Consider the following 14,549-nt stretch of genomic DNA (forward strand, 5'->3'; position numbering starts at 1 on the left):
GCTCAGCCATCGGTGGCCTTCCTTCCGCGGGAGGTGAGCGCGAGGTAGACGCCGGTCACCAGGAGCAGGAACAGCAGGAGGAGCACCGACATGGCGGAGCCGGTGCCGAAGTTCCAGGTCTGGAACGACGACTGGTAGATGTGCAGCGAGATCAGGTCCGCCGACTCCGGCGCCGCCTTGCCGAACAGCACGAACGGCGTGTTGAAGTCGTTGAACGTCCACAGGAACAGCACCAGCACGAGCACCTGGTTGACCGGGCGCAGCGACGGCATGGTGATCCGGCGGATCTGCTGCCAGATCCCGGCGCCGTCGAGGGCGGCGGCCTCGTACATCTCGCGCGGGATGTTCTGCAGCCCGGCCATGATGATGAGGAAGGCGAACGGCCAGCCCTTCCACACCGAGACGATCAGCAGGGTGAAGAAGGCGTTGTCGCCGATGAGCCAGAAGGGCGGTGAATCGGTCAGCCCGAGCTGGTCGTGGATGACGTGGTTCACCAGGCCGTTGTCGCGCTGGAACATGAACGCCCAGGTGATGACGGCGGCGTAGACGGGCAGCGCGTACGGGACCAGGAAGATGGTGCGCAGCAGGCCCCGGCCGCGGAAGGACTCCTGGAGGAAGATCGCCGCGGCGGCGCCGAGCAGCCAGCACAGGCCGACCGAGAGCACGGTGAACAGACAGGTCGTGAAGAACGACTTGAGCAGGGCCTCGCCGACGGGGGCGTCGAAGTCGACGGCGATCTCGTAGTTGCCCAGGCCGTTCCAGGGCGCGGTGGTCCAGTCCCGGATGTAGAACTGGGTGAGCTCCCGGAAGCTGACCACGATGCCGATGACCATCGGCACCAGGTGGACGAGGAGTTCGAGGAGGAGGGCGGGCAGGAGGAGCAGGTACGGCAGGGACACGCGGCGCAGCCACCCGGGGCGGCGCTTCTTGGGCGCCGCACCGGGGTCCTGCTTCTGAGCGGTCCGCTCGACCGTGCCGTAGGCAGCGGTGGTGGTCATGGTGGTGGAGTCCGTCGTCACGAGGTGGACATCTGCTGCTCGGCCTTCTCCAGCTTGGCCCGCACTGATTCGGTGGTGACCTTGCGTCCGGCGGCGGCGTCGGCGAACAGTTCCTTCACGGCGGTGCCCACGACGGTCTCGAACTGCGACTCCTCGGGGACCTGGGGCAGTGCGGTGGCGCTGGTGGCGAGGGTGTCGCGCAGGACCTTGAGCGCCGGGGAGTCGAAGGCGGGGTCCTCCTGGGCGGACTTGACCGGCGGGATGGAGCCGTAGGCGCTGTTGAGGATCTTCTGCTCCTCGTCGCTGGTCATGAACTTCACGAACTTCTTGGCGCCGTCGATGTTCTTGGTGTTCTTGAAGACGGCCATGTTGATGCCGGCGACCATGGAGTTGGTGTTCGTGCCCGTGCCGGGGGTGCCGGACTGGACGGGGGCGGGGGCGACTCCCCACTCGTCCTCGTTCATGCCGAGGGACTTGAACGTGGCCGAGGCGGTCTGCCAGAGCACCATCGCCGTCTTGTCCTTGGCGAAGTCGCTCAGTGACTGGTTCTGGGCGTACTCGGCGTTGCCCGGGGCGATGATCTTGTCCTTGGCCATGAAGTCGACGTACTGCTTCACGGCGGCGACCGCGCCGTCGGAGGTGAAGTCGGCCTTGCCGTCGGGGGTGAAGAAGTCGGCGCCGTGCTGCTTGCCGAGGACGAACACCTGGTGGATGTTGTTGGAGAGGTTCGAACCCTCCGCGCCGAGCGCCCACTTGCCGTTCTTCGAGAGCTTCTCGCCGACGTCGGTCAGCTCCGACCAGGTGGCCGGGGGCTTCTCGATGCCCGCGTCGGCGAACATCTTCTTGTTGTAGTAGAGGGCGTAGGCCATGGAGTACAGCGGGACGGCGGCCGGGTCCTGTCCCTGGGTGCCGGTGGAGCCGAGCGCGGAGTCCACGAAGCGGTCCTTGCCGCCGATGGCCTCGAAGTTCTTCGCGTCCCACGGCAGCAGGGCGCCGGTGGCCTGGAGGGAGGCGCTCCAGGTGTTGCCTATGTTCAGCACGTCCGGACCCTGGCCGGAGGTGGTGGCGGTGAGGATACGGTTGAGCAGGTCCGACCAGGGCACGACCTCCAGCTTGACCTTGATGCCGGTCTCCTTCTCGAACTTGTCGAGCTCGGGCTGGAGGACCTTCTTGTCGACCTCCAGGCTGGCGCCCTGGTTGGAGGCCCAGTACGTGAGGGTCTTGGGCTGCTCGTTGGAGCCGCCCTCCGAGCCGGTCGACCCGCCGCCGCAGGCAGCCGAGGCGAGGACGAGCGAGAGGGTTACGGCTGCGATGGATGCGACTCTGCTTCTGCGCATGACTTCAGTAGGCCTTCCGGGAAGGAGCGACTGTCGTCCGCGGAGGGATCCGGAGCAGCGCCCCGCGTGCCGGTCCCGTACCCCCACGGCTTAATTTAGGACGTGAGTTAAGCGTCAAGCTAAGATCGCGTCAAGAGCCCCGACCCAGGTAGGTCGCGGCGGATTGCGACGAGACGAGGAGCAGAGGTGACAGTGCGCAGCGGCCGTACGGTACGTGACCTGCGGCGGGAGAACCGCACCGCAGTGCTGCAACGGCTGTACTTCGACGGACCGCTCAGCCGGTTCACACTCGGGCCCGCCACCGGGCTCAGCTCCGGCTCGGTGAGCAATGTCGTCGCGGAACTGATGGCGGAGGGGCTGGTCGAGGAGGCCGGCAGCGTCGACTCGGTCGGCGGCCGCCCGCGCACCCTGCTGCGGGTCAGCCCGCGCAGCGGGTACATGATCGGCATCGACGTGGGCGAGACCCGGGTGCGCGTGGAGCTGTTCGACCTGGCGCTCACCGAGCTGGCGCGGGTGGAGCGGCCGCTGGCGACCGGCGGACGGCGCGTGGACCGCTACGACGTCGATGTCATCGTGCGCCACCTGCGCGAGGGTATCGCCGAGGTGCTGGAGCGCTCCGGGACGGCGGCGCGGGACCTGATCGGGGTGGGCATCGGCGTTCCGGGCATAGTGGCGCGCACGCCCGAGGACGGCGCCATCGTGCACGGGCAGACCATCGGCTGGGACGCGGTGCCGCTGGAGCGGTACCTGCGGGAGTCGGGGCTGCTGCCGGAGACCGTGCCGTACTACGTCGACAACGGCGCCAAGACGCTCGGCCAGGCGGAGATGTGGTTCGGCGCCGGACGCGGCGCGCAGAGCGCGGCAGTGGTGCTCTTCGGCTCCGGTGTGGGCGCCTGTGTGGTCTCCGCCGACATGGGGCCGGGGCGGGCCGTGGAGTGGGGCCATCTGACGGTCCGGGTACGCGGGCGGCGCTGCCGCTGCGGCGCCCAGGGCTGTCTGGAGGCGTACGCGGGCGCGGAGGCGCTGCTGGAGCGGTGGGCGGAGGCGGGAGGGCACCCGCCCGCGGACGTGGACGAGGAGACGGCGCTGACCGCGATGCTCGCCGCCGCCTATCCGGCGGAGGGCGAGGCGGACGGGACGGCGCTGGCGATCCTGGAGGAGACCGCCGAGTACCTGGGGGCGGGCTTCTCCGACCTGATCAACCTCTTCCAGCCCGAGCGCATCCTGGTCGGCGGCTGGGCGGGGCTCCAGCTGGGCCGCCGCTTCCTGGACTCCGTACGGGCCCACGCGACCGCCTACTCGCTGCGGTACCCGGCCGGGCACGTCCGGATCGACCTGGGCACGCTGGGCCCGGACGCGGTGACGGTGGGCGCGGCGATCCTGCCGCTCGCGGACTTCTTCGCCCGGGGCGGGCGGCCCGTGGAGGCGGAGCCGAAGGAGCCGAATCCGGCCTGGCAGGCCAACCTCCAGGACCGCGCCGCGCAGTGAGACGTGGTGGCCTCCGGGCCCGGCGCGTGCTCGCGCCGGGCCCGGAGGTGTCTGTTTACGGGAAGCTGGTCACGGTGGACGGGACGGTGGAGCTGCCCGCCGGTTCCGTGGAGTCTCCCGTGTTGTTGATGACGTGCTCGTAGTGGCCGTTGCCGCCGAGGGAGACCACCAGCAGGCTGTGGAACTTCACCCCCGGCTTCACCGGCGCCTTGAACCCGTGGTCCTGCCGGATGCTCGGGTCGACGTTGTAGTAGCAGTAGCTGCCCAGGCCCCAGCCCTCGTGGGTGTTGACGGAGTCGTCGACCCGGTAGGCCGCGTAGCCCTTGGTGGAGCCGTTCTGGATGGCGGCCTGGTTGGGCGCGTCGTACGCCTTCTCGTTCTGGAAGAAGATCGTCCGGCCGCGCTCGCCGTACCACTCGACGTCGTACTTGTTGAAGTGCTCGACGAACAGTCCGGTCGCCAGCACGTCGTCGCCGTTGACCCGGACGCCGTAGTCGGCACGGTTGGTCTCCCAGCCGACGCCCTCGCCGTGGTCGGCGCGCCACACCCAGGTGTGGTCGATGATCGTGTCGTCGTTGTTGATGACCATGCTGGTGGTCGCCTTGCCGGGGCCCGCGCCGCCGATGCGGATGTACACGTCCTGCACGGTGGTCGGGTTGCCGGCGTGGTCCGCGCTCGCGTTCTGCGGGCCGACCTCCAGCAGGGTGGGCGAGTTGACCGGACCGGCGTCGATCAGGAAGCCGGCCAGCCGGACGCCGTCGACGTCGGCGACGCGCATCGCGGTGACCCCGTTGTCCGGGATGATCGTGGCGAGGCCGAGGCCCAGGACGACCGTGTCGGGGCGGTTGACCTGGATGGTCTGGTCGACGTGGTACACGCCGGGCGTGAACAGCAGGTGCAGGCCCTGGCTCAGCGCCTGGTTGATGGTGGCCGCGGTGGCGCCGGGCTTGACCACGTAGAAGTCACTGAGCGGCAGGGAGCGGCCCGCCGGGGTGCCGTTCTCCCACGTGGTGCCCCGTGCGTTGGTGCGCAGCGCGGGCACGAACACCTTGTAGTCGTTGCCGTCGAGGTAGAGGAACGGCTTCTCCCGGGAGACCGGGGTGTGCTCCAGGGTGGTGTACTTCGGCTCCGGGAAGGCGGTGGCCGGGGCGCCGGTGGTGCCCGAGAAAACCTGGTTCCAGACCGAGTTGGACCAGCCTCCGATGGAGCTGTCGCGGGTGTACCACTGCTGCTGCGAGTAGTTGCCGACCTCGCCGTCGATCTTGGAGTCGGCGATGTAGCCGCCGCTGGCCCAACCGTAGCCGGTGGGTGAGAGGTTGAGCCCGCCCCTGACGTGCATACGGCGGAAGGAGGCGGCCTGCGAGACGGCCCAGCGGTCGGTGCCGTTCACGGGGTTGACCGCGAGGTTCTCGGCCGCTCGCCAGAAGTTCTGCGTGGCATTGCCGTTGAACCAGCCCGCGTCGACGGTGATGTCACCGTTGATCAGGGTGTCGTCGGGCTTCAGGCCGAGACCGGCGATCTGGGTGTAGAAGCCGATCTGCGCGTTGAGGTTGTTGTAGGTGCCCGGCTTGAAGAGCAACGCGTGCCGGCCGTTGCCGAATTGGGCGTCCTCCTGCTGTTCGAACACCTCGTCCAGCTCGGCCTGGATGCCGGGGGTCGACGGGTCGAACACATGGACGTTCGGGCCGAGGTCACCGCCGCCGGGAACGGTGGGGTCGTCGCCCTGGGTGCCGTAGACCTTGAACTCCCAGAGCGAGTAGCCCCATCCGGTGGCGCGGGCGGTGCCGTACACGCGGACGTGCCGGGCGGTGCCGGAGATGTCCAGCGTCTCGTTGCCACCGCCGGAGGTGGTGGTGGAGTAGGCCGTGGTCCAGTCGTCGCCGTTCTGGGAGATCTCGATGCGGTAGGCGCTCGCGTGGGCGGTCTCCCAGCTCAGTTCGACACGGCTGAGCTGGGCGGGGGCGCCGAGGTCGACGCTGATCCACTGCGGGTCGGCGAACTCGCTCGACCAGCGGGTGCCGTTGTCCCCGTCGACCGCCGCCGCGGCAGGGGTGCCGGCGTTCTCCTGGCTGGAGGCGGTCGCGTCCTTGCCCTGCGAGAGCAGGGTCGGGGCGGCCTCGGCCCTGGCGGCGGGCACAACGGCGAGCAGGGCCGCGGCAAGGGCGAGTACGACCGTCACAACCACGGTATGGAGCGCCGGTCTTGGGGGTGGGGCCATCGCGGCGGGTCGGCCTGCTGCGGGCATGGCTGAACTCCTCGATACGAGTGAGGTGAACGGAAAGGAGCGCGCGCTCCGGTGAACCCTGCCGCCGTTCAACTATCGGGTCAATAACTCCGTCACGACTTTTCTTTCACCTTTCATTAAGTGAGGAGCGATCGATCATGTGAACCGAGGGACATCACATACGCGCCAATAGCGTTCGGAACGGGCGGGATGCGCCACCCCCAACGTCCGTACAGCCAGGGCTACTTCACACAGCCGTCACAGGTCCTGCACGCGACGATCACTTCCGGTCGACCTGCCCGAGGCGGTGCAGACATCGGGACGAAGCGCCCCTAGCCTCCCGAGCCATGCGATCACCTCTGATGAGACGCCTCGGTCTCACCGCCGTCCTGGCTCTGCTGCTCGCCGCGTTCGGCCTGGCCCCCTCCGCGAGCGCCGCCGAACCGGCCCCGGCCGCCCTGTCGTTCAGCACCGACAGCGCGACGACCACGCCGGGCGGCACGGTGAACCTGTCGATGACTCTCACCAACAACGCCACGTACGACATCTGGTTCGTCTACCAGACCATCGACCCGACGTGGCTCACCACGCAGCGCCCCGACCTGAAGTACAGCTTCACCTCCTGCTCGCTGGCCACGGCCGCGGGCGCCACGCCGTGCGCCGGCACCGGCCCGGCCAACCTCGGCGCGAACTACGGCACCACCGTCCCGCCCGGCCAGAGCCGCACCGTCACCCTCACCCTGCAGATCGCCGAGGACTCCGGCTGCAACGGCAACATCGGCTTCTACTCCTACTTCTACGCCGAGTTCAGCGACAGCACGAGCGTCAGCGGCGGTCCGGTCTACACCCCCGAGACCCGGGTGCTGTGCGCCTGACGAGCCGCGGCTGACCTGAAACCGGTCTGTGGCCTGCTTCCCCGCGTGGTCCAGACCTCCGGAAGAAACACCGGCGGGCCGACCCGGCCCGCCGGTGCCTTCATCAGGCCCCCGACCTGCACACAAAGCGTTTCGCGCCCCGGCCGCACCACCCCCTCGGCCCGGCCTTGGCGTGACAAGTCCGGGTCGATCACGACCTGTTGGACACCTACGCTTTTCCGTCATGTTTCGCTAGATGACCACGAAAGCTACACAGAGACTCCACTATGTGACACGACGGATGCGTGAACGACCGGCTACTGAGGGGGGCACGGCGTCGCGCAAGGGGGTGTGTCCGCTCAGTGCGAGCTGTGCCCACCCCTGCCCGGGGAGGGGACAAAACCGCATGAAGCGGAAGTTTCACACCAGCGCGCTGATAGCGGGCGCGCTCATCGCCGCGATCGGCCTGCCCGCCGGAGCGGCACACGCCGACACCACGCCCCGCATCGATCTGCGGGTCCTGGTCGTCAGCGACGGCGGCCCGTCGACGGACGCGATCGCCGCCGAACTGGACGTGGCGGGAACCCCGTACACCGAGATCGACCTCACCGAGGCGGACCGCCCGGTGATCGACGCCGATCTGCTCGCGGACACCGTCGACGGACGGCCCCGGGCCAAGTACCAGGCGGTCGTACTGCCCAGCGACAACCCGTTCCCCGCCGGATCGCCCGAGATGGCGGCCCTGGTCGACTACGAGCGCACCTACGACGTCCCGCAGGTCGACGCCTACACCTACGCACGCCCCGAGGCCGGGCTGAAGTACCCCATCGAGGGCGGGTACGCCGGAAGCGTCGACGGGGTCCGGGCCAAGGTCACCGCGGCCGGGAAGGCCGGTCCCTTCGGCTACCTCCAGGACGAGGTCCCCTTCGAGGACAACTCCCCCACCGTCGGCGAGAGTTACGCCTACCTCTCCACGCCCGTCACGGGCGCCGACTTCACCACCTACGTCGACGCCGCGATACCGGGGACCACCAAGCGCGGCTCCCTCGTCGGCGAGTACCGGCACGACGGGCGGCGCGAACTGGTCGTCACGTTTGTGTACAACCAGTACCAGCAGCAGTTCCGGCTGCTGGCCCGCGGGATCGTGGAGTGGATGACCGGCGGGATCCACCTGGGCGCCTCCCGCAATTACTTCTCCGTCCACGTCGACGACGTCTTCGCCGCCGACGACCGCTGGAACACCGAGCTGAACTGCACCCCCGGTGACGTCGACTGTCCCGACGGCGCGGGCACACCTGACCCGATCCGGATGACACCCCAGGACGTCACCTACGCCGCCGACTGGCAGGCGAGCCGGAACTTCACCCTGGACATGGCCTACAACGGCGCCGGAAGCGTCGAGCACCGCCAGGACAACGGCGGCGCCGACCCGCTCGCGGACGAGTTCATCGCCGAGCGCGACGAGTTCCGCTGGATCAACCACACCTACACGCACGCCTTCCTCGGCTGCGAGCAGGACACCAGCGTGGTGCCGTGGCGCTGTGCCACCGAGGCCGACGGCAGTGTGCGCTGGGTCAGCCGGAACGCCATCGTCGACGAGATCGCCACCAACCGGGTCTGGGGCGAGCAGTCCGGACTGCCCCTGCACAACGACGAGTTGGTCACCGGTGAGCACTCGGGCATGAAGGTGCTGCCGCAGCAGACCGCCGACAACCCCAACCTGGCTCTCGCCCTCGCGGACACCGACATCAGCTGGCTCGCCTCGGACAACTCCCGCGAACCGCAGCAGCGCCAGGTCGGGCCGTCCATCACCGTGCCGCGCTACCCGATGAACGTCTTCTACAACGCGGGCCGGGCCGCCGAGCAGGTCGACGAGTACAACTGGATCTACACCGCCCGCGCCCAGGGCGGCAGCGGCATCTGCGAGGACAACCCGGCGACCTCCACCTGCCTCGACGAGCCGCTGGACACCGCCACCGGTTACGCCGACTACATCGTGCCGCTGGAGATCCGCACCGCTCTCGGCCACGTCCTCGCCGGCGACCCGCGCCCGCACTTCATCCACCAGTCCAACCTCGCCGAGGACCGTATCGCCTACCCGGTCCTCAACGGCGTCCTGGACACCTACGCGGCCCTGTTCACCGCCGACACGCCCGTGGTGAACCCGCGCATGAAGGACATCGGCGTCGAGCTCCAGCGCCGCGCCGACTGGCGGGCCGCGCTGAACGACGGGCAGGTCACGGCCTACCGGATCGGTGACACGGTCACCGTCGAGGCCCCGGACGGGGTCGCGGTCGCCGCCACCATGCCCACCGGCACCACCCTGGCGGGCGCCGCCTTCGGCGAGGCCTACGCGGGCGCCCGGTCCGGGTGGACGCCGTCCACGGGGGCGCCGCTCACCCTGGGCCTGCCCTCCTCCGCGGTCCCCGCCGCGATCCCGGGCACCGGCCCGGCCGCGGTCCCGGAGCCGGCGCCGAAGACGCGCGTCCCGGCGGAGGTCCGCGAGCCCTCGACGGCCTGAGCCGCGCACGACCCGAGGTCCCGGCCGCCCGTGTGCGGCCGGGACCGGCACGACCACTCTCACCTCGGCCGTGGAGCACATCGATGCACGATCCCCGCGGCGCGCGCCGCTCGGACGCGACGCGCGTCACTCTGCTCACCGAAGGCACCTACCCGCACAGCCACGGAGGCGTCAGCGTCTGGTGCGACCAGCTCGTCACCGGCATGCCCGACGTGGCCTTCGACGTCATCGCCGTCACCGGAACCGGCCACGAGCCGGTGGTGTGGGAGCTGCCCTCCCATGTCACCGGGGTCCGGTCCGTACCGATGTGGGGCGCACCGCCCGAAGGCGAGCCGCCCAAGGGCCGCGCCCGCCGTCAACTCGCCCGCGCCTACGAGCGGTTCCTGACCGCGCTGCTGGACCCCTGCGCCGAGGACGACTTCGCCCCTGGCCTGTACACGATGGCGCGGGCCGCGGAGGAGGGCACGCTCAGCCCTTTTCTGCGCGGTGACCGTGCGGTGTCGGTGCTGGCCTCCGTGTGGAACCGCCCGGGTCTCCAGGTCCGCGAGGCCCGCCCCACGCTGCACGACGCGCTCACCGCCACCGCGCTGCTGGAGCACGCCCTGCGCCCGCTGACCGCCCCGCTGCCCACCGACGGGGTCACCCACGCGGTGAGCGGCGGTGTCGCGGTGCTGCCGGGCCTGGCCGCTCGGGAACGGCACGGCGTTCCGCTGCTGCTCACCGAGCACGGCGTCTATCTGCGCGAGCGCTACCTCGGCTACCGCACCGCCCCCTACCGCTGGCCGGTGAAGGCCGTCGTGCTGGGCTTCTTCCGGCTGCTGGCCGAGGAAACGTACCGCCGGGCGGCCCTGATCACCCCGGGCAACCGCTACAACCGGCTGTGGGAGGAGCAGGGCGGGGCCGCGCCGGAGGCCATCCGGACCGTGTACAACGGCGTCGACCCGGCGGCCTTCCCGCCCGCCGGGCCGGAACCGGAGACCCTCACCATGAGCTGGGCCGGCCGGGTCGACCCGATCAAGGACCTGGAGACGCTCATCCGGGCCTTCGCCCTCGTCCGCGCGCAACTGCCCCACGTACGGCTGCGGTTGTTCGGCGGCACCCCGCGCGGTGGCGAGGCCTACCGGGAGCGCTGCGAGGCGCTGGCCGCCGAGCTGGGGCACGCGGACGCCGTGACGTTCGAGGGACGGGTGGACGACATCAAGGACGCCTATGCCGCGGGGACGATCGTGATGCTCTCCAGCATCAGCGAGGGCTTTCCGTTCACGCTGATCGAGGCGATGTCGTGCGGGCGGGCCACCGTGTCCACCGATGTGGGCGGGGTGCGCGAGGCCGTCGGCGACATGGGGCTCGTGGTGCCGCCGCGGGACCCGGCCGCGATGGCCGCCGCCGCGCTGGAGCTGCTCGGCGACCCGGTGCGGCGGGCGGCGATGGGCGAGGGGGCGCGGCTGCGGGTGATCGAGCAGTTCACCCTGCGCCGGACCATCGACACCTTCCGCGACATCTACCAGGAACTGCCGAGAACGGGCGGGGTGCCGGCGCCGGAGCCCGTGTGGCGTCCCGAGCCGGCGAGGAGCCTCGCCATATGAGCGGCCCGATAGCCCTGGAGCCCGGCGGCCAGGAGCACGACACCCTGGCGCTGCGGCTCGCCGACGACGCCACCCTCGCCCTGCGGCTCCCGGACCGCGGCACGCACCGCGCCGCGGTCGACACCCTCGCGGCCGAACTCGCCGACCGCATCGGCCCCGCGGTCCATCCCTACGAGGTGGCCGCGCTGCTGGAGTCGGAGGGCCTGACGGCCACCGTGGTCAAGGAGCGGTACGGGCACCGCGACATCTTCTCGCTCGCCTCCGCCCTCTACGAGCTGGTCCCGCGCACCTTCCCCGAGCCCGCGCCCCTGCCCGACCCCTGGCGGCCGGACCATGTGCGCTGTCTGCTGCGCGGGCTGCTTTTCGCGCTGCCGGGGCTCGCCTACCTCCTGGCCGCCCCGCTGTGGAAGGCCTCGGCGCACCTCACGCCGCTGGTCGTGGCGGGCCTGGTCTCCTGGGCATGGGGGCAGGGCCTGGGGCACCGGGCCCACGCGCGGATGGCGGCCGGGCGGCGCGCGGCGGGCCGTACGCTGGCCGTCGGGGCGCCCCTGGGCGCCGTCCTCGCCACGGCCTGCGCGGCGGTGCCCGCACAGGCCGGTCCGGTCACCCTGGTGGCCCTGGCGCAGGCGGTCTATCTGGCCGCCGCTGGCGTGCTGCTGGTGCTCGGTGCCGAGTGGCTGCTGCTGGCCGCGCTCACCCCGCTGATCGCCGGGTCCGCCGCACTGCCCTGGTGGAACCCGCCCGCCGAACTGCGCGCCGGGCTGCCGCTGCTGGCCCTGCTCGCCACCCTCGCCGTCACCGCACACGCCCTGCGCAAGGCGCTCACCGCGCCGCCGGGCCCCGCCGCTCCCCCGCCGCCCGCGCACCGGTCGCTGCCGTACGGCCTGTTTGGGCTGGCGGCCGGAGTCATGGTGATGCTGGAGGGCCGGGAGCACCCGTACGCGGTGATCGCGCTGACCCTGTCCATGGGCCCCGCCGAGTGGCTGCTCTACCGGTACCGGGGGCTGTCCGTCGGTGCCCTGCGCGCCGCCGCCACACCCACCGCGTTCCTGTGGCGCTCGGCCGGGGTGCTCGGCCTGTGCCTGCTCGCCTATTTGCTGCCGCTGCTGCCGGCCGCCCTGCTCACCGGCAGCGACCCGGTGGCGCTGCTGCCGCTCGCGGCCGCGCTGTGGACGGCCCTGCTGCTCCAGGCGTTCGGCACCGCCTGGGCCCCGGCCGCGATCTGTCTGACCGCCGCGGCCTGCGCCTTCGCGACCGCGCCGGACCATCTCGCACTCGCCTACGGGGGCGCGGCCCTGTGTCTCGCGCTCTGCGCGCTGTGGACGCTGGGCCGTCCCGCCCCGCACGTCTGAGCCACCGCCGCTCACCCAACCAACGGGAAGGACCCCTGAGTTGACCTCCGCACCGCTCGCCGCCGTCACCGGAGCCGAAGGCTTCATCGGCTCGCACCTCACCGAGGCCCTCGTCGCCTCCGGGCACCGGGTGAGGGCCATGGCCCAGTACAACTCGTTCTCCTCCTTCGGCTGGCTGGAGACCCTGGCCCCGGACGTGCTGGAGCACGTCGAGATCGTCCTCGGTGACGTCCGCGACCCCGGCTCGGTGCGCGCCCTGCTGGAGGGCGCCGACTGCGCGTACCACCTGGCCGCGCTGATCGCGATCCCGTACTCCTACCAGGCGCCGCACAGTTACGTGGACACGAACGTGACCGGCACCCTCAACGTGCTGGAGGCCGTGCGCGCCCTGGGCACGCCCCGGCTGGTGCACACCTCCACCAGCGAGACCTACGGCACCGCGCAGACCGTGCCGATCACCGAGGACCACCCCATCAACACCCAGTCGCCGTACGCCGCTTCGAAGGCGGGCGGGGACCGGCTGGCCGACAGCTACCACGCCAGCTTCGAGACGCCCGTGGTGACGCTGCGGCCGTTCAACACCTTCGGCCCCCGGCAGTCGATGCGCGCGGTGATCCCCACGGTGATCGGTCAGGTCGCCGCGGGACAGCGGACGATCACCCTCGGCGACCTGCGGCCCACCCGGGACTTCACCTACGTCAAGGACACCGCGCAGGCCTTCCTCGCGGTGGGCACCGCGCCCGCCGAGAAGGTCGTGGGCCGCACCTTCAACGCCGGGACCGGCGGGGAGATCTCCGTCGGCGACCTGGTCGCGCTGATCGGCAAGGTGATGGACACCGCCCTCGACGTGCGCGAGGACCCCGAGCGGCTGCGCCCGCCCGCCTCGGAGGTGATGCGCCTGGTCGCCGACGCCTCCCGGCTCGCCGCGGCCACCGGCTGGCAGCCCGCGCACACGCTGGAGGAAGGGCTCGCCCGCACCGTCGAGTTCTTCCGCGACCCCGCCAACCTGGCCCGCTACAAGACCGGCATCTACAACATCTGAACCCTCCACACCGACGTTCCATGAAGGAGCAGTCCCCATGCACGCAGTGATCCTGGCGGGCGGCAAGGGCGTCCGGCTGCGGCCCTACACCACGGCCCTGCCCAAGCCGCTCGTCCCCATCGGCGACCAGCACGCCATCCTGGAGATCGTGCTGCGCCAGCTCTCGGCCTCCGGCTTCACGCACTGCACCCTCGCCATCGGCCACCTCGGGGAGATCATCCGCGCCTTCGTCGGCGACGGCTCGCAGTGGGGCATGGAGGTCGACTACGCCACCGAGGAGAGCCCCCTCGGCACGATGGGCCCGCTGCTGTCGCTGCGCGAGCGGCTGCCGGAGCACTTCCTGGTGATGAACGGCGACATCCTCACCGACCTCGACTACGGCGACGTACTGCGCCGGCACCGCGAGTCGGGCGCGCCGCTGACCATCGCCACGTACGAGCGCAAGGTGCACATCGACTTCGGGGTGCTGACCACCGACGACAGCAAGGTGGTCGCCTTCACCGAGAAGCCGAGCATGGACTGCCGGGTCTCCATGGGCGTCTACGGCCTGTCCCGGGACACGCTCGCCGACTACACCCCCGGACTGCCGCTCGGCTTCGACGAGTTGGTCCTGGATCTGCTCAACTCCGGTCGCCCGCCGCACGCCTACGACTTCGACGGGTACTGGCTGGACATCGGCCGCCCGGACGACTACGACCGGGCGAACGCGGAGTTCACCAGCCGCAAGAACCTGCTGCTCAAGGGAGCCTGAGTCCCGTCATGCGCATTCTCGTCCTGGGCTTCACCGGCTATCTGGGCGGTCATGTCGTCGAGCGGCTGCGCGCCCTGCCGGGCGCGCGGGTCCTCGGCGGCGGCCGCTCCCGCGACGCCGACCACCACGTCGACCTCGCCACGGCCGACCCCGAGCACCTGGCGAAGACCCTGGCGTCGGCGGCGCCCGACGCGGTGGTCAACTGCGCCGGCGCCGTCGCGGGCGACCCCGTCACCCTCGCCGAGGTCAACACCCGCGGCCCGGCCGTGCTCTGCGCGGCGCTGCGAACGGCGGCCCCGGCGGCCCGCCTGGGTCCATCTGGGCTCCGCCGCCGAGTACGGGCCCGGCGCGCCCGGCGTCGCGGTCACCGAGTCGGCGCCGACCGGCCCGGTCGGC

General features: G+C 71.0%; 10 protein-coding genes and 1 pseudogene. 8 read left to right on the forward strand and 3 right to left on the reverse strand.

Going from position 1 to position 14,549, the window contains the following annotated elements; all coding sequences use genetic code 11:
* Positions 1-2 precede the first annotated feature (2 nt).
* Positions 3-998, reverse strand: coding sequence for a carbohydrate ABC transporter permease (locus tag GA0115233_RS24845; RefSeq protein WP_093722526.1), 996 nt, complete (start codon positions 996-998; stop codon positions 3-5).
* A 17-nt stretch (positions 999-1,015) separates the two neighbouring features.
* Positions 1,016-2,335 (reverse strand): extracellular solute-binding protein, encoded by a 1,320-nt coding sequence (locus GA0115233_RS24850; protein WP_093722514.1) that lies wholly within the window; start codon positions 2,333-2,335, stop codon positions 1,016-1,018.
* Positions 2,336-2,521: 186 nt separating this feature from the next.
* Between GA0115233_RS24850 and GA0115233_RS24855 the strand changes: the two genes are divergently transcribed.
* Positions 2,522-3,823 (forward strand): ROK family protein, encoded by a 1,302-nt coding sequence (locus GA0115233_RS24855; RefSeq protein ID WP_093722515.1) that lies wholly within the window; start codon positions 2,522-2,524, stop codon positions 3,821-3,823.
* A 55-nt stretch (positions 3,824-3,878) separates the two neighbouring features.
* Here the strand turns inward: GA0115233_RS24855 and GA0115233_RS24860 are convergent, their stop codons facing one another.
* The gene (locus GA0115233_RS24860) at positions 3,879-6,041 is read right to left on the reverse strand and encodes a discoidin domain-containing protein (RefSeq protein ID WP_093722516.1); all 2,163 of its coding nucleotides are present in this window, start codon (positions 6,039-6,041) and stop codon (positions 3,879-3,881) included.
* Positions 6,042-6,394: 353 nt separating this feature from the next.
* Here GA0115233_RS24860 and GA0115233_RS24865 point away from each other — a divergent pair, with 353 nt between their 5' ends.
* The 7 genes and pseudogenes from GA0115233_RS24865 to GA0115233_RS24895 form a co-directional block, all read left to right on the forward strand.
* Entirely contained in the window at positions 6,395-6,922 is a 528-nt protein-coding gene (locus GA0115233_RS24865) for a hypothetical protein (RefSeq protein ID WP_093722517.1), read from the forward strand.
* Between the two features lie 385 nt (positions 6,923-7,307).
* Positions 7,308-9,422 (forward strand): hypothetical protein, encoded by a 2,115-nt coding sequence (locus GA0115233_RS24870; RefSeq protein ID WP_093722518.1) that lies wholly within the window; start codon positions 7,308-7,310, stop codon positions 9,420-9,422.
* Between the two features lie 83 nt (positions 9,423-9,505).
* On the forward strand, positions 9,506-11,008 hold the full coding sequence (pelF, locus tag GA0115233_RS24875; RefSeq protein ID WP_255310335.1) for a GT4 family glycosyltransferase PelF: 1,503 nt from the start codon (positions 9,506-9,508) through the stop codon (positions 11,006-11,008).
* Complete coding sequence (locus tag GA0115233_RS24880; RefSeq protein WP_093722519.1) at positions 11,005-12,360, forward strand: hypothetical protein; 1,356 nt, start codon at positions 11,005-11,007, stop codon at positions 12,358-12,360. The genes pelF and GA0115233_RS24880 overlap by 4 nt, the downstream gene beginning before the upstream one ends.
* 40 nt (positions 12,361-12,400) lie before the next feature.
* Positions 12,401-13,402: a GDP-mannose 4,6-dehydratase gene (locus tag GA0115233_RS24885; RefSeq protein WP_093722520.1), complete on the forward strand. Its 1,002-nt coding sequence runs from the start codon at positions 12,401-12,403 to the stop codon at positions 13,400-13,402.
* A gap of 37 nt (positions 13,403-13,439) precedes the next feature.
* On the forward strand, positions 13,440-14,153 hold the full coding sequence (locus GA0115233_RS24890) for a nucleotidyltransferase family protein (RefSeq protein ID WP_093722521.1): 714 nt from the start codon (positions 13,440-13,442) through the stop codon (positions 14,151-14,153).
* Between the two features lie 8 nt (positions 14,154-14,161).
* Positions 14,162-14,549: pseudogene (locus GA0115233_RS24895) on the forward strand (NAD-dependent epimerase/dehydratase family protein); the annotation flags it as partial.

Source organism: Streptomyces sp. DI166, assembly GCF_900091315.1.
Classification (GTDB): Bacteria; Actinomycetota; Actinomycetes; order Streptomycetales; family Streptomycetaceae; genus Streptomyces; species Streptomyces fuscus.

Bases quoted from the DNA above. Each gene is read 5' to 3' on its own strand.
- GA0115233_RS24845 (WP_093722526.1), bottom strand. From the start codon at position 998: ATGACCACCACCGCTGCCTACGGCACGGTCGAGCGGACCGCTCAGAAG.
- GA0115233_RS24850 (WP_093722514.1), bottom strand. From the start codon at position 2,335: ATGCGCAGAAGCAGAGTCGCATCCATCGCAGCCGTAACCCTCTCGCTC.
- GA0115233_RS24860 (WP_093722516.1), bottom strand. From the start codon at position 6,041: ATGGCCCCACCCCCAAGACCGGCGCTCCATACCGTGGTTGTGACGGTC.
- GA0115233_RS24865 (WP_093722517.1), top strand. From the start codon at position 6,395: ATGCGATCACCTCTGATGAGACGCCTCGGTCTCACCGCCGTCCTGGCT.
- GA0115233_RS24870 (WP_093722518.1), top strand. From the start codon at position 7,308: ATGAAGCGGAAGTTTCACACCAGCGCGCTGATAGCGGGCGCGCTCATC.
- pelF (WP_255310335.1), top strand. From the start codon at position 9,506: ATGCACGATCCCCGCGGCGCGCGCCGCTCGGACGCGACGCGCGTCACT.
- GA0115233_RS24880 (WP_093722519.1), top strand. From the start codon at position 11,005: ATGAGCGGCCCGATAGCCCTGGAGCCCGGCGGCCAGGAGCACGACACC.
- GA0115233_RS24890 (WP_093722521.1), top strand. From the start codon at position 13,440: ATGCACGCAGTGATCCTGGCGGGCGGCAAGGGCGTCCGGCTGCGGCCC.